Here is a 23,382-nt window from a genome sequence, read left to right as displayed (position 1 = left end):
GGGCCGGGGCCCCGGTATCCCGACCCCCTATTGAGGGATGAAGGGGCTGGATGTCCCGCTCCAAGACACTGCGAGCGCCTCACGTGCCCGGGTGCACGCCACGAACAGCAGGCACCGTTCCCGCAGTAGATCCGACTCGTGCTGCAGGAAGTCCACGGAGGCCGGCGTCACCTCCCGGCCGAACGGCACCGCACCGGCGGTCACGCCGAGCACGGCGACGCACCGGAACTCCAGTCCCTTCATGGCGTGCATGGTGGCGAGCCGTACCCCGTCCACCTCGGCGCCCGGGTTCTCCTTGACCCGGACCACCGGCACCCCGGCCGCAGCGAGCTTGTCGTACGTCTTGTCGAGCAGGACGTTGAAGCGGGCGCACACGCCGATCTCAGCGGGTCGGACGCCCTGCGCGACCCAGTCCTGAACACGTGTGACGAGTGCCGTGATCTCCTCCTGCTCCGACGCGTACCCCGCCGTATGCGGTCTGCGTCCGTGCAGCAGCGAGCGGTAGCCGGCCAGTGTGTCGTGGCCGTCGCCGCCCAGATCATCCACCGTCACCGGACTCAGCAGGCCGGTGGACCAGGTAAGGATCTCCTCCGTGCTGCGGTAGTTGAGTCGCAGCCGGTGGGTGCGTCCGGTCACCGCGATGCCCAGCGAACCGAGGGACACCTTCGAGTCGTAGATGCGCTGGTGCGGGTCGCCCGTGATGAACAGGTCGTCGTTACCGGGAGCCACCGCGCCCCGTAGTACGCGCCACTGCGCGGGGTGCAGGTCCTGAGCCTCGTCCACCACCACATGGTCGTGCGTGGGGGCCGCAGCCGCGAGCAGCTCGGCCGCTCGCGCGCACACCATCAGATGTGTGGTTCTCTTCCGGTCACGCAGCATTGACTCGAACAGCTCGATGGCGGGCCACAGCTGTTCCCGCCTGCTCGGTGACAGGGAAGTGCCCCGGCCGCGCCGGGAGGCGGCACGGTAGTCGTCCAGGGTGCGCAGATCCTGAGCGAGGACGACGTGCCGGTACTCCTGGGCGAGGAACTGCTCTGTCCACGGCAGGCCGAGCTTCTTGGTCACCCGCTGCCACAGCTGCCGCTCCTCGCGGTCCCCGACGGGGGAGGGAGCCCTGCCGTCCACGCGGGTCACGACACCGTGCGCGTAGGCGTTGACCGTCGTCACGTCCACCCGCGCCAGGAGCTCTTCGTCACCGTCCAGGAGCAGGGACAGGTTCTCCCGCAGCGAGGCGGCCAGTGCGTTGGTGTAGGTGGTGAGCAGGACCCGGGTGTCCGGAGTACGCCCGAGCAAGTGCTTGACGCGGTGCAGCGCGGCGACCGTCTTCCCGGTCCCGGGCCCGCCGGTGACCTGCACCGGGCCGCCGTAGGACACCCGGTAGGCGACCCGCCGCTGCGAGGGGTGCAGGAACACCCGCCAGGCCGCGAAAGGCTTCTCCAGGATGTCGGCCAGTTCCTCCGGGCCGCTGACCAGCGTGATGCGGCTGGTGGTGTTGGCGATCACGACGGCCAGGCTCTCGTCCGGGTCGGGACCGGCGGCGACCGGCCGACGTACGGCGACCACGTCGCGATAGACCTCCTCGGGACCGAACCCCTCGGCGAGGTACTGCAGCACTTCGAACTGGTCCTCCGGCAGCAACGTGCCGAATGCCTCCAGCTGCGGCTTGTCGATGACGGTGCGCACCGCGCGGAGCACCTGGCCGTCGATGCCGAGCTCACGCAGCACGGTGTCCGAATACCGCGCGAACAGCAACGAGGGCGCAGCCGCGGCGGCCTTCTCCAGCTGCGGGGTCAGCTGCTCGATCGCGACCACGTTGCGTACCTCGAGCGCCCGCGTCGCGGAGTTCGTCGTGTACAGCCGCTTGGCGGCCCAGGTGTAGGCGTCGTCGTGCCGGACGACGTTCACGAGCAGGAACACATCACTGCCGTCGTCGGGGGCGAGAACCACACCGCGCCAGAAGTCGTTGATGCGGATGGTCCGCATACGCGGGTCGCGGGCCTTCTCGACGGACTCCAGGTGCAAGCCCTTGTCCGCGTGCAACTCGGGAACGGTGAGTTGCTGAAACTTCTGCATCGCTTTGCGCACGCCGGCTCGTACGGGCCTCTCCAGAAGGTCGTAGCTCTCCCAGAAACTGTTGGCGAACGCCAGCTGCGGCACGACGTGCTCCCCCCACCCCGGACGGTCACTGCAGGCTGATCATACGTGCGGCGTGTCCACCAGCCGGGTGGCCACCTCCCCGACGTCCGCGAGCAGCCCCGCCGGGTCCTGGTCGAGGTCCAAGGCGTGCTGGTGGAGGACGATGCCCGCGTGCCGCACCCGGTGGGCGGCGTGGCCGGCGTTGCCCTTCGCGTACACCAAATGCCCCTCGTCCAGTCCGAGGGCGGTGCAGTAGGCGAGCATCTGGTACAGGTCGGCGTCCGCGTAGCCGCCGGGCCTTTCCACCTTGTACTTGGCGTCGGCCACCGCACACGGCACGCGGTCGGGCCCATAGAGGACGAGGTCCGGCTTCATGCGGATCGCCCGTGCCTCGTCCAGATGGAGAGGATCCTGGAACCGCGCGACGTGCCCGGAACCGCGCAGCGCCTCCCGCAGGGCGACGGTCACGAACTCCTCGGAGAGCCGGTTCATGTCGAACAGGAACCCCTCGACGCGGAGCCCGCCGGGCCCGTGCTCCGGGGAGGCGTCCTCCAGTACGGTCCGCGCCAGGCGCAGGGCGTGGTGATAACGGGCGTTGAGACGGCTCGGCCGCCACTCGGGCAGGGGCCGGCCGCGCACGAGCACCGTGACGTCCGCCAGCCGCGCCCGCTGGTGCAGCAGCCTGCGGCGCACCTCGCGCGGCACGCCGGGCAGCCGCAGCAGCCGTTCGACGGCCGCCCGCAGGATCCGGTTCTCCGCGATGTCCGTGGTGAAGTCGTCGTACGTCACCTCCACCGGCAGCGTCGCCCCGAACCGGCGCCGTATCTGCTCGGCCTCCCGGATCCGCCCTCGCACGACCGGCGAGGTCTCCTCCGTCACCCGGTAGCCCTGCAACAGCCCCTGCGTCAGGGCCCGGTCCACCTGCCGTTCCACGGCGTGGGCGAGCGCCGGCAGCACCTCCCGGTGCTCGGCCACGTCGACCTCACCGTCCCGCCAGGCACCGGCGGGACGGAGGCTGTAGCCGAGCAGGAAGAAGAGACGGGCGATCGGCACCTTGGGGGTGATACGGACCGTGAGCGGGTCGCCGTGTCCCGGCACAGCGACCGTGACGGCCCCGACCTTGCTGCCCGCCCGCAGCGACCAGCGCCCGGGGGAGTATGGATCGGGCGCCGCGTCCACGATGCGCAACGCGGCGAGCGCCCGCCCCACGTCGTCCGGCAGGGCGACGCCGACCGCCGGCGCGTGCTCGACGAGTTCGACGACCGGCGTCACCCCAGCGACTCCCGCAGCGCCGCCAGTCCGTACCGCTTTTCGACGTCCACGCCCTCGCCGTAGTGGTGCTCCTCCAGCAGTGGCAGGATCTTCGTCCGCCAGGCCCGCTCCAGGCCGCCCTCCCGGTACACACCCTTCTTCATCAGGTACGAGGGCCCGATGCGGAAGTCCGGATCGTCTATACGGGAGTTCAGCGCGTCGAGGAGATCGGCGGGCTCGGAGGCCCGGCCCTCCCGCGCCAGCCACCGGCGCAGCAGCCCACTCGTCGGCTCGGTGCGCGGCGACAGCTCCACGAACGCGAACCGTCGGCGCATCGCCGCGTCCACCAGCGCGATGGACCGGTCGGCGGTGTTCATGGTCCCGATCACGAAGAGGTTCGGTGGCAGGGCGAAGTCGTCACCGGAGTACGTCAGCCGCACCGACTTGTTGCGGTACTCCAGCAGGAAGTACAGCTCGCCGAAGACCTTCGCGAGGTTGGCCCGGTTGATCTCGTCAATGATCAGGAAGTGCGGGATGTGCCGGTTGCCCTCGCGGGACGCCAGGTCGGCGAGCTCGCGAAGCGGGCCGGCGGTGAGCCTGAACGCCACCTCACGGGTCTCCGGGTCCTCCTGCGGCCGGAACCCCTCGAAGAAATCCTCATAGGAGTAGGAGGGGTGGAACTGCACGAGCTTGACCTGCTCGGGGCCGCCGCCCAGGAACTCGGCGAGCTTGAGGGCGAGGTAGGTCTTGCCGGTGCCGGGCGGGCCGTAGAGCACGAGCTGCCGCTCGTCCCAGAGCAGATCGCGCACCTCACGCAACCACTCGGTGTCGTGGACGAGCAACTCGTCGGACAGGTCGTCGGTAGGCGTGGGAAGCTCCAGTTCTCGGCGGGCCGCGAGCGCGGGGATCTCTACGCTCGGGTCCCGCTCCGTCCCCGTTGCCTCCTCGGCCAGTTCTTGGTCGGTGAGACCCAGCCCTTCGACGTGGGCCTGGACGGCGGAGAGGTCGACGACATCATGCTGCACGGACAGCTTCTGCTGGAGCTCCTCGGGCAGGTCGTCGTAGGGGAAACCGGTCGGTTGCCAGTCCACGGGCCGACGCAGGTTGGACCGGCGGTCCTCGGACTCCGTCTGTTCGGCCTCGCCGGTGATCTCGCCGACGTACAGCCGGCCGTCGGAGATCGTGCACACGGTGTCGCCGGGCTTCATGCGCGACAGGAAGGCGTGAAGGTCCTCGACGAGCTGCTGCCGCTGACTGTAGGTGGCGGTCGACTCGTAGTCCTCCTGGACCAGCGTGCGCAACTCGTCCTTGCTGATGCCGGGGCGCACGCCGGGCCGCAGACGGGAGGCGGCCAGGGTGACGCGGCCCTCGGGCAGCCACACGCGCCGCACCAGGTCGAGCCCGGTCACATTGGAACCCCGCACCAGCCAGGGCCGGTTGGGGCCCGCCGCCCAGCGGGGCATGAAGTCGGACAGGGGCCTGTCGTCCTCGGTCCGCCACTCCTCCCACCCATTGCGCGGGGCGCCGACCATCACGACGGCGGCGAAGGAGGGAGAACCGAACACGATGTCGCGGGTCAGCTCCAGCCGGCCCGGCCACCGCGTTGACGGCACCAGCAGTCCCTGCGCTTTGAGCTCCTCGCGCCGCCGGGCCGGTGCCTTGAAGTGCTTGCCGAGCGAGGGCATCACATGGTCGCGTGCGGGAGAACCCGCCTTCACCAGGAACTTCCGGCTGCCGTTGGTCCCCGTCTCGTCCAGCAGGACGCCCCGCGCCCGCTCGCCGTCGTCCCCGCCGGGAAGTCGGAGCCGGAACTCCGGGTACTGCCTGTTCTCTTCGGCCATCGTCACCCTTTCCCCGTGGAGTAGTGCCGTTAACGAGAACGATAGGTGCTCGTCGACAACGAGGCCATACACGAACCAGTAGGCGCGTTGACGTCGTCAACATATCTGCCTACGCTGTGGTGTGGTGTGAGCAATTGTTGGTGTCTAGTTCTTCGGTCTGACTCCGGCGCCGCATCGCAAAAGTGAGAAAAGTGCCGCAAGGGTGCCGCGTGAAGGCATAGTCTGCGGCCTCACCGTGAGTGGGGTCGGGGCGGCCCGCAGTACGGAGGTGTCATGGGTGGGGACCCGTACGAATCGGAAAAGGCTGGTGGGCATGGGGGAGCGGAGGTACAGGACCCGTATGGGGAGCGGCCGCTGCTGACGACCGCCATGACGGCGGGTCACCACGGGGTGTCCGAGGAGGAACGGCGCCGGCTGCGGAGCTATCTCGAGGCAGTCGTCACGGTGCGACCGGCTCCCGTACACACCGCGGTCGCCTTCAACGCCGTGTATTTCGGCTATGACTTGGGCGGTGACGGCTACGGCGGCAGTCCGCTGAGCCCCGACGCCTTCCCTGTGATCAGCGTCGGCGAGAGCACACCCGTGTTGCCGGTCGGCGCGATGGTGTGCATCACCACCGGGTCCGACCCGCTTTTCGCCGAGATCGTCTACAAGGAGGGCGCCCACCCCGAACTCGGCCCGCTCGGTGAGGTTCCGGCCTGGGTGTCGGGGGCTCCCGTCGGCGCCGAAGGACCGGGCAGGCCCACCGACGCCACCGCGCCTCGCCGGCGCGAGCGGCTGGTCCCGGACGTGAACGCCTTCGGGTCGCGTCTGAGCCTCTCGCCTGCGCAACTGCTCCGCTTACGCACGCGCCGACGCTGGATCGACGAGGACGCCCACGTCGTGGTCGACGTCCGCCACCCGTCCCCCGAGGCGGCCGGGCGTGACGACCTCACAGCGTATGCCGAGTACCTTCTCACGACGGCGCGGGATCAACTGCTCAACCCCTACGTGCCGGTGTCCCTCGCCGAACTGGTGGGCAGTACGCACGACGACGACTTGCGGGCGGGGCTGCTCGGGCTCCTCGACACGGTGCGGGGCGTCCTTCACTTCAGTCCAGCTCTGCGGACCTGGGGTGACTACGCCATGACCCGTGACCGCCTCGCGGCCGGACTGCGCGACAGCGGGCCGCTCTGCGGAGATGACCTCAAGTCACTCGTGGCGGCGGTGGAGCACGCGGCCACCCCTGCGAAGAGACGCTTCGGCCTTACCTCCGCGGTCACCGAGTACACGGCGATCGGACCGCGACTGCGCGTGTTCCCCGGAGCGGCAGAGGCAATGAGGGGAGTGGACTACGCCGCCGCGGTGTTCCGGGCGAATCTGGCGCTCGCCGACGCCGTTCGAGGAGACAGCGACCGGGGCCTGTTCGAGAACGGCTCACGGATCACCCTCGACGACGCCTTCGAGGGGGGCGGCATCTGGCGCTCGCACCACCCCGGCGCCGGTGAACCCACCGGGGACCCGCTCGTCCCGGCCGGGCGTGGCTGGGCGTCGAGCCTGGCACCGGCACCGTCCCAGGGCTCAGAGGGGGAACCCGAGCCGGAGGAGGACATCGAGCCGGTCGACGTGCCCCTCGTCGACGATTCAGACCTCGGCCGAGGCGAGCTCCTGCGCGACGATGCCCAAGTCGTCGTCTGGCGGGCGCCGCTGCGACTCGCCCACCTACGGAGCGGCTGGTTCCCTCTGCCTCCGGAGGCAGTGCGTGAACTGCGTCGGTCCCTCGGCCCGGACATGGACATACGCCTGGAACTCGATCACACGGGACGGGTCTCGGCCGACACGGAGGTCCAGGCGGTGAACGCCGAACTTACAGGCATACAGGCCCGGTTGAAAGGCGTTACCTGGCCGCAGGACTTCTTCCCCGGCCTGATGCTCGACGTGCGTCTGCCGCGCGGTGGAGCGATGATTAGGCTGGCCACCACCGAACTCGACGAGCCGGTACGGTTCGGCAACCGGGTGACCGGGCACTGCTTCGACCCGCGCGTCGTCACCCGCGAGGACGTCCCGGGCAGCGACCGGGGCGGTGACACGGCCGTCGGTCTCGGACCCCGGGCTCTCGTCCTGCGTACCGTACGCCGGTGCGGGCTGCTCACCCCGGACGGCCACGCGCTGCAGGACCGTGCGGCGCTGCCACGCGCCGCCTACGGGCGTCGGCCGGCCCGAGCTCAGGTGGCCGCCCTCATGGCGGCGGTCGGCGAGCTGTTCGCGGAACGGGTCTTGGAGCCCGCGCTCGGCAGCCGCGACGCGTGGGGGCAGCCGCATTTCCCGCCCCGCGCGGGACAGCCGACCATCCCGCTGATCGCCTACCGTCCCGTCCGGCAACGCGTGATACGCCCCTGGGGCGGCACGGATGTGGGTGGGGGGAAGCTGCGCGCCGTGCACTTCGTCCCCGGTCATCTACGCCGGCTGCGTCCGGGCTGCTCGCCCAGTGACGTCCAGCGCGCGGCCTTCCGCGAGTACTGCCGCCGCCTCGGCAAGGCGGACGGCTGGGAACTGCCCGCCGGCTACACGTTCGTCACCGAGCACACCCGCGGTCACTGAGTCGTTCCGGGTGACCGTTCCGGTCACCGGCTCGTGTCCGGGTTGTCGGTCGGCATCTCCCTTCCCCCTCTTCTCGGGATCCCTCAGAGGCCCCGCTACCGCACTTCACTGCACCGCACCACAGCAACAGGAACGGAGTACGTGTCCATGCAGGACCGCTTCCGCGTCATCACGGGGCCGCCGTTGTCCCCGCCGAATGCATCGAGCAAGGAGCTCGAACAACTCGCCACCGCCCTGAACGCGCTGGAACATCCGACCGCTGCCGCTCTGGGCGACCTCACGGCCGGTCACGTCGAGTTGGCGTTCAACTCGTTGCGGCCCAAGGACCGGCAGCGGCTGCTCACCGGCCTCGGCATTCGCATCGCCGCCCCCCGACGAGCGGGTAGGGCCCTGTGTGAGGACGTACTCGCCCGGCTGAGGAGAGAGTGGCGGCATCAGAGCTGCGTCTGCAGGGTCAAGGAGCTCACCTGCACGGTCATGGACCATGTGATCGCCTGCGTCTCCTCGGAAGACGGTGCAACGGGGCCCGACGCCGTTTCTCGGTGGGGCGAGGGCCTTGTCCGCGCCGCGACGTTCGCGTGGTGCAACGCTTCTGTCGCCGACGCACGCGTTCTGGTCTGGGCGTCGGAGCACAACTGGTTCGGGGCCGTGGCCGGCGAAGAGGAGAAGGCGCAGTTCGTCGCCGTCGCCGATGCGGCGCGGGCCGTCGTGGCGGAGCACCCCGATTTCGCCTTCGGCGCCCAAGACGCACACGCTGCCAAGGAGACGGAGAACGGCCAGGATCGTGCCGCTGCCGACACGGCACAGGTGGCGAAGAGGGACATCCGCGCGCCCGACCTGGCCTCCACCGCCGGTGCGCCTGCGACCGCCGCTGAAGAGACTGGGACGGATGCGGACGACGAGGACGCGAAGTCGGCGCCGGACGTAGAGGCGGCCTGCCGGAGGGTGGAGTCGGCGCTGGAGAGGTCCCGGCGGGCGACGGTGAGCGTGACCGACGCGGTCAACGACGGCCGCCCGCCGCGACACGAGGACCTGGCCGAACTCGGCGCGCTCGACGTCGCGTTCGCCCACGCCGACGCGGTGTTGCGCCAGGTCGGCATCGAAGGTGTTCCCCGGCGCTTGGGGGACATGGTGCGTGCTGCGCAGGCCTACCGTGCGACGCGGGAGCAGGAGGTCGTAACGCGGGATGTCCTGCGCGGCCTGCTGGGCGTCGGCTGCCGTCCGGACAGCCCGGCCGCTTCCGCCGCTGAGGCCGTCCGTGAGGCGGCGCATCGGCTGCTGGACCGGCCGGTGTGGGAGGAGACAGAACGGCAGGAGAGCGCCGCGCTCGTCGCCCTGGCACGGTTGATCCGGCTGGGACAGCGGCCGGAGGCGGCGGCGGAGATCCTTCAGTTGCAGCCGCAGATCGTACAGGTACTACCGGCGTGCGCCATGGCAGTGGTCATGCGGCACGATTTGACGCTCTCCGAGCCGGATGCCGTCGGGGACACCGGGGGAAGCGCGCAGGCCGCTGCCCCGGTTGCCCCCGCTGCCGGCCCGACGGCGGACGGCACGGCCGTCGGCGAAAACGGCGGCGAGACCTCGGTCGCTACCGCGCAGGGCACGCTCGATGGGCCGGGCTGTTCGGCGGACCCGGCTGCCCCCGTGACGCCGGTGGGTGGGACCCCGGCTCCCGTCACCGTGGTGTCGCAGACCCGCACGATTCCGACGGAGCCCGCCGTGGCTGCGGCGGAGAGGCCGGTGGACACGAGATCCAGCGGTGCCCCGGCGACCCCCGTCATCCCGGCGCCCGCGTCGGCCGTGACCACCGGGCACGTCGCCCAGGGCACGGAGCCGTGCCCCGATGCCGACGGGTCCCCGGAGGACGAGCCGTCTCCGCGTACCCGCGGCGTGCAGCTCGTGGCCCCGCACCTTGACGCTCCGCGGCCCGCGTCCTCGGTGGACCGCGCCACCGGCTTCGCCTCGACCTTGGTCACGGACACCGGCGTCGCCTCCGCCGCCAGTGCCTCGACGCCCACCCCCACACACGACGTGCTCCCGTCGTCGGACGCACCGCCTTCGGACACTGCCAGAGGCGGTGCGTCCGAGGCCGACGACATGGTTCACCAGGACGAGGCCGACGCCGCCGCCGAGCGGGCCCTGGCCCAGCTGATTGTCGAGCGACGCTTCGGGCTCGCGCACCACGTTGCGCGTGCCGCCGGACATTCCGAACCACAGGTGGCGGCTCTGCGCCTGGCCGGCGCAGCCGCGCTGCTGACGTCAGGTGACAGCCGGGGCGCCCGGCTGACCACGGACCTTCTGCAGCAGTACGGCGGGTACGCGAGCCGGGAGGCCGAGGGCAGCGAACTGCTGTTGCTGCCTGCCCTGTTGCGCGCCGCACTGATCACGGGCGACCACTTGGCGGGCGCGCAGCTCAAGGCGTTGGTGCCTCGGCTGCCGGAACGGCTCGGCGAGGTGGCGACCGCAGTCGCCGACCGGGCCCTCAGTGGCGCGCTGATGGTCGCCTCCCCGCTGACGGCGGACGTCTCAACGGCGCAGGTCCGGCTGCGTGAGCTGACGGACCAGAGCCATGACCTGCTCGTGCCGCCGAAGCTGCGGTTCGCCCGGGCGACGGAGATCGCCAAACACTGGCTGGACCCCGACGACGGGATGCTGGGCTCGCTGCTCACGACGGTGGTACGCGACCGGCGCGCCGCAGTGGCGCGGCTGCGGGAGCAGGCCGACCGTCTGTCGAAGCTGGCCGACATCAACAGCGAGATCGACCGCATGGACCGCAAGCACCGCAAGTCCAGCGGCAAGCCGCTTCAGGGTGCGGGCCGACAGGACCTCGTGCACCTCGTGGGGCGGACCGTCGCGTTGGTCAAGGAGTGGTGCCTGGCGGTCGACGAGATCCGACGTGGCGACCGTTCCGACGGCAATCGGGCGGCGAAGGAGATCTCCGCCCTGCGCCAGTCGCTGCTGGACGGCCGGCAGGCGGTGCTGGCGCAGCTGGAACCGTCGGCGCGGCGCTCGGGTGCCGTGGCCGCAGCGACGGCATGGGCGGCGCGCGCGTCGATGGAGGAGCTGTTCGCGCTGCTGGCCGGTGAGGACGCGGCCACGCGTCCTGTTGGGGCCCTCGCCCCGGAGGACGCGTTGGACGCGGAGCTGCTGAAGGTGTGCGACACCCGCGAGGAGCAGCCGTCGCTGGACCTGCTGCTCACTGCGGTCGACCGCTCCTGGCAGGACGCGCTCGCGGAACGGCTCGACCGAGACGCGTTCTGGGCGGCCCGCACCCTTGTCGACCTGAGCGGCCAGGGGTTGCTGCCGGCAGGACGGGCCGGTGACGACATCCTGCCCACGCTCGCCGACATCGACCGGCGGGAGGCCGAGCGACGTGCGCAGCTGCTGCGGGACCACGACGAGTTGCTGGCCGAGCTACACCGCGCGCAGGCCGACGGTGCCGTCACCGACGACCAGGACCTGCGCCTCCAGGAACAGCTCGCCGACGCCCGCGCCAGGCTCGACGTCACCGGCGCGCATGACCTGAGGGACGTGCGGCGGGCCCTGGACACCGTCCGCGGCGACCTCCCCGCGTTCCGCCGGCAGGCGGCCGACCGGATCCGCGCCCGGCTCGACGCCCTGGACGTCCTCGACGAGGACCGCGCTCAGGTGCTGCGCCACCTCGACACCGGAGGCCTGGCCACGGCCGCGGACCTCGTCTACTTCCTGGAGATCGGCGAGGAGGTCCCCGAGATCGAGGGCGGGGAGCAGCACCTGACGGAGTTCTTCCCGGCTGTGCCCGACGGTCTGCCGGGCGGGATCGACCGCCCTCTCGTGGCGCTGGTCCGCTCAGGTGGCAAGCACGCCACTGTCCCGGTTCTCGACTACGGCGGCCTGTCCAGCGAAGAGGCTGCGCTGGCCGCTGACGTCCTTGAGGAGTGGCGGGAGCTGGGCACCGCGGAGCCGAGGGAGCGCCTCCAGGTGGCGCCGACGCGGCGGGTGCCGCCGTTGTTGAAACTCCTCGGCTACGACGCGAAAAGCGCACGACAGCTCGACGACCGCTCGCAGCACCGCCGCGAGTACCGTCTGTTCGAGGCGACCGAGGTCGAGATCAACGGCCAGGCGAAGGTGCCCGCGTTCGGCTCGCAGATCCGGGAACAGGGCGGCAATCTGCGGGTCATGATGGTCTGGGGCCGGCCTCCGGCGAAGGTCGTCATGAGCTGGGCGGAGCGCGAGACCAGTGGGGCCAGTCTCCTCGTGCTGTACTTCGGCACGCTCAGCCGCAAGGACCGCACCGAACTCGCCGCCGGCGGCGGTAGGCTGTCGCAGCCGCTGCTGGTGGCGGACGACGCCGCCCTCGCGTATTTGGCGGCGCGCGGCAACCGGCAGGTCAGCACGGCGACCGAGACGCTGCTGCCGTTCTCCGGAGTCAACCCGTACATCAGGGAGAAGCGCGGCCGCATCGGCGGCGAGATGTTCTACGGCCGCGACGCCGAACGCAGCAACATCATCAAGCCGCACGGCACCCAGGTCATCTTCGGCGGCCGAGGCCTCGGCAAGTCGGCCCTGCTCGCCGATGCCGGGGAACGGTTCACCGCGCTGCGTCCCAGCCACCACCAGGTGGTGCACGTGAACCTGGACCAGGAGAACATCGGCAAGGGCGTTTCCCTGGGCCTGGAGGCGCTGTGGAGCGTCCTGGACCGGAAGCTGACCGAGGCGCAGGTGCTGGATCCGCCGCAGGGCCGCAAGACCTCCTCCGGCGTGGACGTCTACGAGCGGGTGCGCGCGGGCATCAGGGCCTGGACCGAGGCGGACCCGCTGCGCCGGCTGCTGATCCTGCTCGACGAGTGCGACCAGTTCTTCGAGGCGGACGCACCCCGGTTCCACCAGACGAAGAAGCTGAAGGGGCTCGGCGACGAGACGAAGGACCGGGCGAAGGTCGTCTTCGCCGGTCTGCACTCCGTGCAGCGGTTCTCCAAGCTTGCCCGCAACGGGCCGTTCGGCCATCTCGCGCAGACGCCGACGGTGATCGGCCCGCTCGCCCCGCAGTCCGCGGCCGAACTGCTCGTCGAGCCGATGCGGGCGCTCGGTTTCGAGTTCAACGACGTGGACCTGGTCAACCGGGTGCTCGGCTACTGCTCCTACCAGCCGTTCCTGCTCCAAATGTTCGGCCACCGGCTCGTCGAGGTCTTGCACCGGAAGCGGACGCGGCGCGGAGTCGACGGCCCCCCGTACGACGTGGAGCTGGCCGACATCGAGGTGGTGGAGTCGGACGCGGACCTGAAGGAGAGCATCTCCGCGGCCTTCAAGGACACCCTCCGCCTCGACCATCGCTACGACGTGATCGCCAACGTGCTGGCCCACCACGCCCGGCAGAGCGGGCTGGAGGCGCGGATGAGTAACACCGAACTGCGCGACGAGTGCGAGTACTACTGGGGCGAGGGGTTCAAGCAGCTCGACACCGAGGGCTTCCGCGCCTACCTTTCCGAGATGGTGGGCCTCGGCATCCTGGCCCCCAACCATGACGGGCTCGGCTGGCATCTGCGCGGCCCCAACGCCCTGCGCATGATCGGCACGTCCGACGAGGTGGAGGCCCGGCTGCTCCGCGCCGACGATGAGTGCGAACTGCAGGAGAGCCTCGTCCTGGAGGGTCGGCCCGAACTGCCCGAGGGACGTCCCGCCCCGCTCACCAACGCGCAGTTGGACGACCTGCTCGGCCGGCGCACCAACCAGACGAGGGTCGTCCTCGGCACGAAGGCCCTGGGTGTCGGTGACGTCACCGACACCCTGCGCAGGCTCACCTCGGGCATTGCCGACTGGACTCTGCCGCCCGTCGGCAGGCCCAGCGTCTACCGGCAGGAACTCACCGGTGGCACTCCCCGCCAACGACGCGTCATCATCAGTGACTTCGTCAATCACCGTGATCCCGTGCGGTCCGAAGCATGCCGACAGGCCGTCGACCAGGCCGAGATCATGCTGCCGGCCAAGCCCGGCGTGACGCGCTCGGTCGTCCTCGTCACCGGCGCCGACCAGCTCGACCTGTGGCGGCCGCTGCTGACCGGCACCGATTCGACCTCCGCCGCGCCGGTCGTGCTGCGCCGCCATGACCAGCGCAGCCTTCGGGGCTGGACTCAACGCGTGGAAATGTTCCACACCGAGGACCGGCTTGAACGGCTCCACGAGCTGACCGGCGGCTGGCCGCTCCTCGTCGACCGGGCTCACCGTCTGCACACCGAGCTCGGCGATCCTGACGAGGTGCTGCGCCGCCTCGCCACTCTGCGCACGGACCGGGCCCGGGCCCGCGCCTTCGCCGACGCCACCGGCGTGTACGCGGAACCGCTGCTCGCGACCGGATACCGGGAGCTGGACAGAGAGTTCGCGGACGACTCGTTCGACTGGGAGAACGCGGTGACCGCCGTGGCCCTCGCCAGTGAGGTCGAGGAGGATGACGCCCACTGGATCGTCGCCTGCCTCGACGCCTTCCAGGTCTTCGACCGCGATGGCGGTGAGCTGCGCCTGGAGCCCTTGCTGAGGGAGTGCGTCACGCTGCGCGGCTGACCTCGAACCGACACGGCCCCGTCACGGCCATCCGGCCGGGCGGGGCCATCGTGTTCGGCTCCGCCCGCACCGTCTTGCCGGCAGCAGCTTGTTCCGGCGTGGGGTACGTGCACTCCGAGGGCGTGGTGCTCCTGAGGGGCATCACCCATTCCGCAGCGGGAACTCGGCAGGAACCCGCTTGTGCTCCGCGTCGGCATAGCGGGCGTCGCTCTCATGGCCGCGGGAGCCGGTGACGCTCCGCCGGAGCCGCCCAGTGGTGAGGGCGCGGCGTCCGGACGCGGCGAGCGCCACCCCACCGATCCCGTGCAGGCGGAGAAGGTGGGCGCCGCCCGGGAACAGAAGGTCGCCGAACTGACCGGCGGGACGGTTCCTTCGGGGGCTCCGGGAAAGCCCGGCCTGAAGGTGACCAAACCGGGAGCGGGCACCACCGACGTGGACGTGATCGGCGCGGACGGTTCGTACATCGCCGTGGGAGGACCGGCGAAGGCGAGGAATCTCGCGAAGTTCGGAGAAAAGTGCCACATCCTGAAGTACGCGGCGGAGCAGCAAGGAGTACGGGCGAAGGTGTATCTGGAAGAGGGAACACCGGATTCGGCTCTCGCACTCGCCAGGAAGATCCTGGGCGATGCGAACGTGCACACGTTCACGAGGTGACATGGGATGAGTGACGGCTTCTACTACTGGTACACCGGCCCGCAGGACCGGGGTGGTGTCGAGCGCGTCCTCCACGTCCTCGAGACGCACGGAGCGCACCTCGCCCATCCCGTGTCCCAGGTCGTCACCACCCTCACCAACGGGCCGGACCTGTGGGGGGAACAACTCCCCGTCGAGCGGGCAGAACTGATCGGTCTCCTCACTCTGACGGACAGGGCAGAGGTGAACTTCCAGCTCTGGCTGAACGAGCAGACGGACCTGTTCACCAGGTTCCGTCGCCTGTCCGATGGAGGGCTGGTCGTCGAGTTCGGCCTCGACGGGATGTGGCCTACCGAACAGGAGGTGGCGGTGCAGGCAATCTCGCGCGTCATCGACGCCGGCCGGAACGGCACATGGGGAGTGGTCCTCGATCGGCGCGGAATCACAGAGGAGACGGACTGGGACGGCGTGATGCTGGGAAGGCCGGTCGAGGTCGCAGACTGGCCCGAGGCGCTGGGGGTGCGGCCGGAGGTGGCGGCTCGACATCCTCTGCTGCGGAAGGCTCAAGGAGTGTCGAGGCCGCCCTTGGTGTTCTTCGGCGAGGGCGCCGGCTTGTGAGTAACGAAGTTGACGGACATGTGGTTCCACACCGCATGCTCCAGTCCTCCGCGATCCTGCCCGAGTCGGTCGGCGGTCTCTTCGTAGATCCGGCGAAGCTCGTGGTAGGTCGTCGCTCCGACACCCGCCTGCCGGGCGAAGGAGCGCAGATGCACGTCCACCGCCACGTGGGCTCCGCCGACCAGGGAGCTCAGATAGTCGACCGTCTTGGGGCCGACTCCGTGCACGGCGAGGAGTGCGGAGCGGCTGGTGTCCTCCGTCAGCCATGCCCTGAGTTCGTCACGTGTATCCACTCCGCTCGCTGCGAGAAGGTCGGTGATCGCGACGATGGCGGCGAGCTTCCTCCGGTTGGTCGTTCGCAGTACTGCGCCCAGCCGGCCTTCCGTCGCATGCGCACGAAAACCAGTCACCGTGCGCGCGTCCGGCCAGGCCGCCTGCAGTTCCTCGACGCGCGGTCGTACCCAGCGCTTGTAGTGCCTGGCCTGCTGGAGGACGGCGTCGCAGATCACCGCGCCCATGTGGTGCCAGCCGCCAGCACGGAGAAAGGGACCCTCGCCCAGGGTGGACCGCACGTGCTTCGCGAGCATGGCGACGTCGTCATCGATGGCCACGGCCCCATGATGAGGGTGGGTACGCCTTCTGTCGACGGCTCACTGGTGCGAAACCTCCGCCCAGACGGTCTTGCCGCTCGGCGGATACGGCTCCGTCCCCCAGCGATCGGCGAGCGCGTCCACGAGGAGCAGACCGCGGCCCGACTCCGCCTCCTCCTGCCCCGATACGGCGACGGGCGACGGCTGCCGGTCACCGTGCGCGTCGCTCACCGCGATCCTGAGCGTGCCGGTGGCCGTGTCGAGTTCCAGAGCCAGGCGGAAGTCCCGGCCCTGGACCCGGCCGTGCAGTGCGGCGTTGGCTGCCAGTTCGGCCACGATGTGCTCCGCGCGCTCGGCCACGGACGGTGACACTTCCCAGGAGCGAAACTGTGCCAGCGCCAGCAGACGGGCGAGCCGCGCGCCGCGACGTGTGGACGACAGCTGCTGCGCGAACGTCCTGGCGGAGGTGGGGATGTGGGGCGTGCTCACGTTCATGGAGCCAGCGTGGCGGCCCGTCAGGAGTGCGCGCCACAAGGGCGGCTCGTACGGCGAGTCAACGTACGGACGATCACTGGGAGTGGTACGCGAGTGGGTGTCTCTTCCCGGGGAGCGGGAGGTCGGCAGCAACGGGTGACGGGTGCGGCGGACCTGCCGTTGGAGCCGAACCCGTCGATGAACTCGCGGACTGTGCCGATCTGCACACCTGGGCACGCAGAACCTCCCCGTCGTGTCAGCCGCCGTCTTGCTCCTGGTAGGCGGCGAAAGCGCGTGCCTGTTCCACCTTCCGCAGCCGACCCAGTTCGATGGGCCGCAAGTCGTGCGGGCGACCCAGGCCGCGCAGAATGTCGGCGAAGTAGGGGACGGGAGTGCGATTGGCGGAGATCAGGAGCGAGGACAGCATCACACCGTGTGATCCCGAGGGGCGGTCCACGGCGACCAGTACCGCGACACGCTCCCTCTCTGGCACGCGCCCTGACGGGAGGTGAGCCTCCCGCGCGAGCGATTCCCAGCTGACACAGACCTGGCGACGTGCCGCTGCGATGAGCGCGTGGCGTAGGGCATGGGCCGCAGAGGCCCGGGTGGTGCCCAGTTTGAGCCACACACCGTCGTAACTCGAAGCGGCTGCCGGCTTGGGCGTTGCCCCTGTCGGACGCGCTCTGAAGTGGGCGTATGCGCGATCGCGCTCGACCCGCCATGCAGCCTCCGCCGTGGGCACCGCGGCAGTGGGTCTCCAGCCGATCGCGGTCAGGACGCGTTCGAACTCACGGGTTGGGCCGGGCGCGCCTCTCTGTTTGACCAGGCAGGACAGGACGGGACGGCCGGGACCGTAGGGTCTGTCCACGGCGGCGAGGAGCCGTACTCGATCACCGGCCGATACCGCCGATGCCGGAACGTCGGCCTTCCTGAGCAGTGTCACCCACCTGATCAGCCCTCGTTGGCGGGCGACCCCTTCAAGGTGCTTCTTGAGGCAGGCGACCAACTCCTCATCGCTCGGTCGTCCTGCGGTCGTCGACGATGCCGTCCCGACGGGCAGTGTGTCGGGCTGAGCAGTCGTGTACGCCGTCCGCTGCTCGCGAGCCCAGATGTCGGCGACCCTGGCCGTGGAGAGACCGGCCTTCCAGCCCAGGCCGGCCAGCACCTCGGTGAAGAAGGGTGGCGGCCCGGATGCATCACCGGTGAGTACGACCAGGGAGGAGAGGACCGGTTTGCCGTCGGCGCGAGGGCGATCCACCTCGATGAGCAGACGGACGCGGTCCGCCGGGGTGATGTCACTCGGCGCGACGTCCGTTGTGCCGACGAGCGTCTCCCAGTCGGTGAGGCCGTGGGACAGCGCGACTGCTTCCAGTTCCTTGCGGAAGCGTTCGACCAGCCTGGCTCGCACGTGGGTGTCCGTCACGGAGACGGAAGGCGTGGGAGGTTCCGGAGTGGGCCGCAGGTCCGGCCAGCGAGGATCGCTCCGAGCGGGAATCGGTGTGAAGCCGACGGCTTCGATGAGCCAGCTCGGTTCGGCGGCGTCGGAGGCGGTCAGGGGGATGAGCTGCGCGGCGCTCTCGATGACGTTGAGCCGGTACGGGGAAGGGGGAACGGCGTGGAGGGGCAGCGCGATCCGCATACGGGTCATCGCCGACCCCGACGGCTGGACGTCCGCGTGGTAGAGACGACGTCCTGTGATGTCCTGCTTCTCGGCGGGAGTCGCCGCGGTGAAGGCGAGCCGACCGGGGACGAGGGGGAAGGCGAGCCGGGCCGTCGTGTCCGGGCCCGCATCCGCTGTGATGTCCGTGGGCGGTTCACGTGTCACGTGGGGTGTGACGATCCCGTCGTCCGTCAGGTGACACTCGTCCAGTGTGGTCAGTTCGACCGTGTGGTCGGGGTGCTGGGTACCGACGTAGACCTTGCGCCTCCCGCCCTCGGTACGGCAGGCGAAGCGGAGGGCGCGTCCCTCGGCCTGCACCGCGTTGTGTGCAAGCCCGCTGTTCGGCCCGTAGGCCCAGTGAACGCGCACGTTCCCGTCGGCGAGCTGGGTGCGTATCGCCTCCCATTCGTTGAGGGACATACGGTCCATCTGCACCCGGACGAGCCGTGCACCGGATCCGTAGCGGACCTCCACTGCTCCACCCGGTCCCGAGCCGAGGTCCGGATACGACACGTTGACTTTCTGGTGCCCCTGTCGGTGGAGCCAGTGCTGGAGTGCCTGACCGATGTAGAGGTGGTCGGCGCTGTCCTCGCCGGTCCGGGTACGGCGGCAGTGAACGGGTGGCCGGTGCGCGAAGTGGCACTTCTTGTGGAGGTAGCGCTTTGCCGTCAGCTTCTTGCCGCAGCCGCCCAGCAGGAGGCCGCAGTAGAAGTCGTCACGGCTCCGTCCCCGCATGAACCCGTCGAAGTCGTCGTGGTCGAACGGCAGGAACACCGGCTGATCCGACCCCGGCCGTCCGGTGACCGCTGTCTGGACCTTGCGTGTGTCGTCCTCGTACGAAGGCATCGGGTCTCCGGGCAGCGGTCAGCGGACTGTGCGGGCTTCATTCTCCGCGAGATGCGCGGCGGGTGAGGCGGAACAGGTCAGGAGGAGCGCCAACGGTTGCGGCCGTCGGAGCCGGGGCCGCAGACCATGGGGGTTCCGGCCTTGGTCACGCCGGCGGCACCGGCCGGGGAGCAGTAAGAACCGGGGTGCACGGTGCCGACGTTGCTGCCGCCGCCGTCGGAAGACGAGGAGTCGCCGCCGGTGGTGTCGCTGTCGCTGCCGTCGTCGTAACCGGGGTCGTTGGCAGGGATCTTGTAGGTCGAGTCCTTCTTCGACGGGCACTCCTGGACGAGATCGAGGTCGGTCCACTGACCCAGGTCGAGGTGGACCGTGGTGGTGGAGGTGACTTCGCCGTTCTCGTCGGGGCGTTGGAAGCACACGTGCCACTCGTCGCCTTCCTCGGCGGCCTCTTCGGCCGTGGGGGCGTCGATGTCGAGGTAGACGTCGTCGAGCGCGACGCTGTCAAGGTCGATGCCGGCCCGGTGCAGTGCCTCGACCGCCGTCTCGTAGGTGTCGCCGACGACATCCGGCATCGTTGGCCACGGGAGCGGCCCGCCGTCCTTCGCGGGGCAGGGCTCGCCGTCCTTCACGGCGGCGAAGGCGACGGACTTCGCGGTGGTGTCGGCCCGTTGGAAACACACCGTCCACGCCGACCGCACGACGATCGTGCGGTCCTCCGGGGACGCGTCATGACGCTCGGGTGCGAAGCCGGCCGCACGCGCGCCCTTCTCCGCCGCGTCGAGGGCCTTGCCCGTGTAGTCGGTGAGCCCGGGGGCCTGCGCGGTGGTGGCGGACGGAGTGGCCTTGACACCCTTGCCGTCCGTGTCCTGTGCACTGACTTCGGACTTGTCCGGTTTGCTGTCGTCGAGCTGCCCGCTCATGCCCGCGCTGATCAGCATCAGAAAGAAGGCACCGAACGTGGCGCCGAGTCTGGCGTACCAGCGCCATGCGGGCAGGACCCACACGGCCACCATGGCGGCGATCATCACGAGGAAGCCGAGCCCGAGGCTCACCGCGCTGAGCAGGGCCACGAGGGCCAGGAGGCCGAGCAGGGCGGGAGTGGTACGCCACCAGGGCCGGGGCGGGGATGGAACGGTGTTGTACGGGTTCACGGGTGTTCTCTCGTTCTCCGGTGTTAGGCGTTCGGTGTGGACCGGGTCGGGCCCGGACTCGTGTCGGGGGCAAGACGTCCAACAGCCCTGGTCGTGCTGTCGTTACGCGAGTGGTTGACGGACTCTCCGAAGGCCGAGGTGTGGACGCGTTCGGAGGCACAGCGGCTGTCAGTTGGCCAGCGCCATGCGTTCGACGTAGGCGACCTTCACGGACGCGATGTCGGAGAGCTCGTGCTTGTCCTTGAACGAGCCGTACGAAGTGAACTCGCTCTTGTCGGCGTCGGTCTTGCCGGCGGCCAGGTGTTCCGCGCCGATGTAGGTCTGGCCGACGTAGTCGCCGTCCTTGTCGAAGGCGTTGACGAGGACGGAGTAGTTGGCGGGTTCGTCGCTCCTGTTCGTGATCTTGTACACGAACTCGTAGGTCGATTCCGGCTCGGTGTCGTCGTCCGCGGCGCAGTCGTTGAACGAGTAGATGTCCGTGTCGTCGCACTACTCGTCGTCGCTGTCGTCGTACGAGGCGCTGTCGTCGACGACGAGCTTGCCGCCCGAGACCTCGACATGGTCCATGGGGTCCCCGTCACCGGACAGCGCCCAGTACGCGACGCCGCCGCCTATGAGGAGTACGGAGGAGACCGCGGCGGCGATGACGCGGGCGCGGTTACCCGGCCGTCGCGCGCCGGGAGTCGGCGGGACCGGCGTCGGGGGAGCGGTGGGCGACCCGGCGGGCAGCGGGGGAGCGGGCACTGCTTCCGGTCTCTCGGACGTGCTGTCGGACATGCGGTGGTGACTCCTCGTCTGATGGTGCGAGCCCACTCCGTGAGCGGCGCGTGGGCGCGGGCTCAACTCGGGAGCGGATCCGATGCGTTCACCGCAGCAGGGGTGACCCGGCTCAGGCGTCGACGTCGGGACGACGATGTGCGCGTAGGGAGTATGGGTAATCCGCGTTAGCGTTGTCAACGCGCTCCAGGGTGCGGTCGTGATCACGTGCGTGGCATCAGTGCGTGGACAACGTTCGGGGGACGGCCTGGCTCCGTGCCGGTCACGCTGGATGCCGGTGAGCGCGGGGATGCGGCCCGCACGCGCCTGAACGTGGCTCGACTCACCGGAGCCCGGTGTGCGGCTGTGTCGGGCGCGGTTGGACGAGGGAAGCGATCAGCAGGGTCAGCAGGGGGCCCGGCGGCGGCACTGGCGGTCTCCACCAGTCACCCACCGCGAACGGGGACTTGACGCGAGAAGGATGACAACGTGAGAGACCTTTGGCTGAGGGGCCCCGCCATGACGTCATACGACCACCGCGCGAGCACCCACGCTCACAACAGGATGGAGGGAAACGGATTCAGGCCGGGACCCGGGACGTGAGGATGGTCCGGGCACTGCCGACAGCAGCGATCTCTACCGCGATCATTGACCTCACCTCCCTCGAGTAGTCACAAGCCGAAAAGTCCGCGGAGAGCGTCCCACCTGATGGCCGCCGAGCCTCGGGCGACGGCCCACGCAGTTCGCCGCAGGAGCCGGTGCTCACCGGCCCGCGGCCCCTGAAGGTGCCTGGCGGCGCTGGGTGCGGCCGCGGAATCTGGTCCGGCCTCGCAGCCGGTAGTTGGCGTTGACGCACATCCAGCCCTGGCCGGCGAGCCGGTACGGAAGGGGGCGTGCCTCGCGGTTCTTCGGTCCACGGGTGCAGCCGCCGCCGTGGAAGCGGACCAGGACCGGCGCGTTCCGCGGCACGTCGCGGTGGCGGTAGACGGCGACAAGATGTCGGCGTGCTCCGGACCAGGATCACCCGCGACACGCCGGTCGCCAGGCGACGGTCTTCCATGAACGCCGACGGCAGCTCTATGCGGAGTGCCTCCGTACGGTGCGTCACCGTACGGGACGATGGGCGGGTTGTACGAGTGTCCTCCCGGCTGCTCCCGGCGTTTGTCATCAGAGGGACCCGGTGTGCGCGAACCTGGAGGTGGGCCTCGGATGACGACCGACCATGTGGAGCCGGCGGTGCCGGGCGGGGAGTGCGAGCGGGAGCCGGATCCGTCGGACAGCCTGCGGACGTTCGGGGCCGTCGTGCAGGCGCTGCGGGAGCATGCGGGGCTGAGCAGGGTGCAGTTCGGGGAGCTGGTCCGGTACTCCAAGCACACTGTGGAGTCGGTGGAGTTGGGTCGGCGGATGCCGGACGCGTCCTTCGTGGAGCGGGCGGAGGAGGCACTGGGCAACACGGGGGCGCTCCGGCACTCGGCGCGGTTTCTGACGCGGGGGGAGGCGGGGCTGGCGGCTTGGTTCCGACGGTGGGCGAGGCTGGAGCAGGTGGCGGTGAGCCTGTGCACGTACGAGTGTCGGCTGGTTCCCGGGCTGTTGCAGTCGGAGGGCTACATGCGGGCTCTTTGTGAGAATGACATCCCGCCCATGGCCGACGATGACTTGGAGGCGACAGTGCAGGCGCGCTTGGAGCGCCAACGCCTGCTGAAGGAGCGGCCCAACACGACGTTCGACTTCATCGTGGAAGAGTCCGTGTTCATGCGACGTCTCGGTGGTATCGAGGTGACGCGTGAGCTGATCGACTACGTGCTGGATCTCGTCGCGCCCAGGAACGTCACGCTTCAGGTCATGCCGGTGGACAGTGAGTATCACGCTTGCATGGCCGGGCCGATCCAACTGTTGGAAACCCCGGATGCCAGCTGGCGCGCCTATGCGGAGGGGCAGGAGAACGGCCGTCTGATCGCTGACCCGAAACAGGTCAGCAAGCTCCACATGCGCTATGCGAGACTGCGCTCGCAGGCCCTCACCCCGAAGGACTCCAGGGGCCTGCTGGAGCGGATGCGAGGAGCGCTATGAGCACGCCTGAACTCGACTGGTACAAGTCCAGCTACAGCAGTGCGCAAGGTGACAGCTGCATCGAGGTCGCGATTACCGAGCAGACTGTCCATGTACGGGACTCCAAGGATGTGGCCCGACGGCCGTTCGCCGTGGGGCGTGATGGCTGGGCGCACTTCGTGGGTTTCGCGGCGGGGCGGGACTGACTGAGGCCGGTCGTGGGGCGGGCGGTTGATGGCTCGCCCCACGGCGTGGGCCGT

Annotated in this window: 16 protein-coding genes and 1 pseudogene; 6 read left to right on the top strand and 11 right to left on the bottom strand. The window is 69.8% G+C overall.

Features of this window, described 5'->3' with window-relative positions; genetic code table 11:
• Positions 1–27 precede the first annotated feature (27 nt).
• Genes ACFWJB_RS09750 through ACFWJB_RS09740 form a run of 3 tightly spaced genes read right to left on the bottom strand, consistent with a single transcriptional unit; the run spans position 28 to position 5,228 of the window.
• Positions 28–2,157 carry a UvrD-helicase domain-containing protein gene (locus ACFWJB_RS09750; RefSeq protein WP_386921399.1) on the bottom strand — a complete coding sequence of 710 codons (2,130 nt, stop codon included), beginning with the start codon at positions 2,155–2,157 and terminating at the stop codon, positions 28–30.
• 39 nt (positions 2,158–2,196) lie between these two features.
• Complete coding sequence (locus tag ACFWJB_RS09745) at positions 2,197–3,408, bottom strand: McrC family protein (RefSeq protein WP_386921397.1); 1,212 nt, start codon at positions 3,406–3,408, stop codon at positions 2,197–2,199.
• Positions 3,405–5,228, bottom strand: coding sequence for a DUF4357 domain-containing protein (locus ACFWJB_RS09740; protein ID WP_386921395.1), 1,824 nt, complete (start codon positions 5,226–5,228; stop codon positions 3,405–3,407). Before ACFWJB_RS09740 ends, ACFWJB_RS09745 begins: the two co-directional genes overlap by 4 nt.
• 369 nt (positions 5,229–5,597) lie before the next feature.
• Here ACFWJB_RS09740 and ACFWJB_RS09735 point away from each other — a divergent pair, with 369 nt between their 5' ends.
• The 4 genes from ACFWJB_RS09735 (at position 5,598) to ACFWJB_RS09720 (ending at position 15,596) form a co-directional block, all read left to right on the top strand.
• Positions 5,598–7,808 (top strand): hypothetical protein, encoded by a 2,211-nt coding sequence (locus ACFWJB_RS09735; RefSeq protein ID WP_386921393.1) that lies wholly within the window; start codon positions 5,598–5,600, stop codon positions 7,806–7,808.
• Between the two features lie 147 nt (positions 7,809–7,955).
• Positions 7,956–14,345: a hypothetical protein gene (locus tag ACFWJB_RS09730; protein WP_386921474.1), complete on the top strand. Its 6,390-nt coding sequence runs from the start codon at positions 7,956–7,958 to the stop codon at positions 14,343–14,345.
• Positions 14,346–14,525: 180 nt separating this feature from the next.
• Entirely contained in the window at positions 14,526–14,999 is a 474-nt protein-coding gene (locus tag ACFWJB_RS09725; RefSeq protein ID WP_386921391.1) for a hypothetical protein, read from the top strand.
• Positions 15,000–15,005: 6 nt separating this feature from the next.
• Entirely contained in the window at positions 15,006–15,596 is a 591-nt protein-coding gene (locus tag ACFWJB_RS09720; RefSeq protein WP_386921389.1) for a hypothetical protein, read from the top strand.
• Here ACFWJB_RS09720 and ACFWJB_RS09715 read toward each other — a convergent pair.
• From ACFWJB_RS09715 to ACFWJB_RS09680, 8 genes and pseudogenes are all read right to left on the bottom strand, one after another.
• On the bottom strand, positions 15,542–16,207 hold the full coding sequence (locus ACFWJB_RS09715) for a hypothetical protein (protein WP_386921387.1): 666 nt from the start codon (positions 16,205–16,207) through the stop codon (positions 15,542–15,544). The two genes, ACFWJB_RS09720 and ACFWJB_RS09715, sit on opposite strands and share 55 nt — an antisense overlap.
• A 39-nt stretch (positions 16,208–16,246) precedes the next feature.
• The gene (locus ACFWJB_RS09710) at positions 16,247–16,681 is read right to left on the bottom strand and encodes an ATP-binding protein (protein WP_386921385.1); all 435 of its coding nucleotides are present in this window, start codon (positions 16,679–16,681) and stop codon (positions 16,247–16,249) included.
• Between the two features lie 235 nt (positions 16,682–16,916).
• Complete coding sequence (locus ACFWJB_RS09705; RefSeq protein WP_386921481.1) at positions 16,917–18,740, bottom strand: hypothetical protein; 1,824 nt, start codon at positions 18,738–18,740, stop codon at positions 16,917–16,919.
• 120 nt (positions 18,741–18,860) lie between these two features.
• A pseudogene (locus ACFWJB_RS09700) lies at positions 18,861–19,055 on the bottom strand (competence protein CoiA family protein); the annotation flags it as partial.
• A gap of 188 nt (positions 19,056–19,243) precedes the next feature.
• The gene (locus ACFWJB_RS09695; protein WP_386921383.1) at positions 19,244–20,317 is read right to left on the bottom strand and encodes a PASTA domain-containing protein; all 1,074 of its coding nucleotides are present in this window, start codon (positions 20,315–20,317) and stop codon (positions 19,244–19,246) included.
• A gap of 168 nt (positions 20,318–20,485) precedes the next feature.
• On the bottom strand, positions 20,486–20,728 hold the full coding sequence (locus ACFWJB_RS09690) for an FxLYD domain-containing protein (protein ID WP_386921381.1): 243 nt from the start codon (positions 20,726–20,728) through the stop codon (positions 20,486–20,488).
• Positions 20,729–20,806: 78 nt separating this feature from the next.
• Positions 20,807–21,094, bottom strand: a complete 288-nt coding sequence (locus ACFWJB_RS09685) for a hypothetical protein (protein ID WP_386921379.1) — start codon at positions 21,092–21,094, stop codon at positions 20,807–20,809.
• Positions 21,095–21,835: 741 nt separating this feature from the next.
• The gene (locus ACFWJB_RS09680; protein ID WP_386921377.1) at positions 21,836–22,042 is read right to left on the bottom strand and encodes a hypothetical protein; all 207 of its coding nucleotides are present in this window, start codon (positions 22,040–22,042) and stop codon (positions 21,836–21,838) included.
• 240 nt (positions 22,043–22,282) lie between these two features.
• On the opposite strand from ACFWJB_RS09680, the gene ACFWJB_RS09675 reads away from it, so the two are divergent.
• Together ACFWJB_RS09675 and ACFWJB_RS09670 are read left to right on the top strand one after the other, a co-directional pair.
• The gene (locus ACFWJB_RS09675) at positions 22,283–23,143 is read left to right on the top strand and encodes a helix-turn-helix domain-containing protein (RefSeq protein ID WP_386921375.1); all 861 of its coding nucleotides are present in this window, start codon (positions 22,283–22,285) and stop codon (positions 23,141–23,143) included.
• On the top strand, positions 23,140–23,328 hold the full coding sequence (locus ACFWJB_RS09670) for a DUF397 domain-containing protein (RefSeq protein WP_386921373.1): 189 nt from the start codon (positions 23,140–23,142) through the stop codon (positions 23,326–23,328). The genes ACFWJB_RS09675 and ACFWJB_RS09670 overlap by 4 nt, the downstream gene beginning before the upstream one ends.
• Positions 23,329–23,382: the final 54 nt, after the last annotated feature.

This window comes from Streptomyces sp. NPDC127100 (genome assembly GCF_042724095.1).
In the GTDB taxonomy this organism is placed as follows: Bacteria; Actinomycetota; Actinomycetes; order Streptomycetales; family Streptomycetaceae; genus Streptomyces.
The sequence above is the reverse complement of the archived record's forward strand: the minus strand, read 5'-3'. Positions and strand labels throughout refer to the sequence as shown.

Bases quoted from the DNA above. Each gene is read 5' to 3' on its own strand.
- ACFWJB_RS09740 (WP_386921395.1), bottom strand. From the start codon at position 5,228: ATGGCCGAAGAGAACAGGCAGTACCCGGAGTTCCGGCTCCGACTTCCC.
- ACFWJB_RS09735 (WP_386921393.1), top strand. From the start codon at position 5,598: ATGACGGCGGGTCACCACGGGGTGTCCGAGGAGGAACGGCGCCGGCTG.
- ACFWJB_RS09730 (WP_386921474.1), top strand. From the start codon at position 7,956: ATGCAGGACCGCTTCCGCGTCATCACGGGGCCGCCGTTGTCCCCGCCG.
- ACFWJB_RS09720 (WP_386921389.1), top strand. From the start codon at position 15,006: ATGAGTGACGGCTTCTACTACTGGTACACCGGCCCGCAGGACCGGGGT.
- ACFWJB_RS09710 (WP_386921385.1), bottom strand. From the start codon at position 16,681: ATGAACGTGAGCACGCCCCACATCCCCACCTCCGCCAGGACGTTCGCG.
- ACFWJB_RS09705 (WP_386921481.1), bottom strand. From the start codon at position 18,740: ATGTCCCTCAACGAATGGGAGGCGATACGCACCCAGCTCGCCGACGGG.
- ACFWJB_RS09685 (WP_386921379.1), bottom strand. From the start codon at position 21,094: ATGTCCGACAGCACGTCCGAGAGACCGGAAGCAGTGCCCGCTCCCCCG.
- ACFWJB_RS09675 (WP_386921375.1), top strand. From the start codon at position 22,283: ATGACGACCGACCATGTGGAGCCGGCGGTGCCGGGCGGGGAGTGCGAG.
- ACFWJB_RS09670 (WP_386921373.1), top strand. From the start codon at position 23,140: ATGAGCACGCCTGAACTCGACTGGTACAAGTCCAGCTACAGCAGTGCG.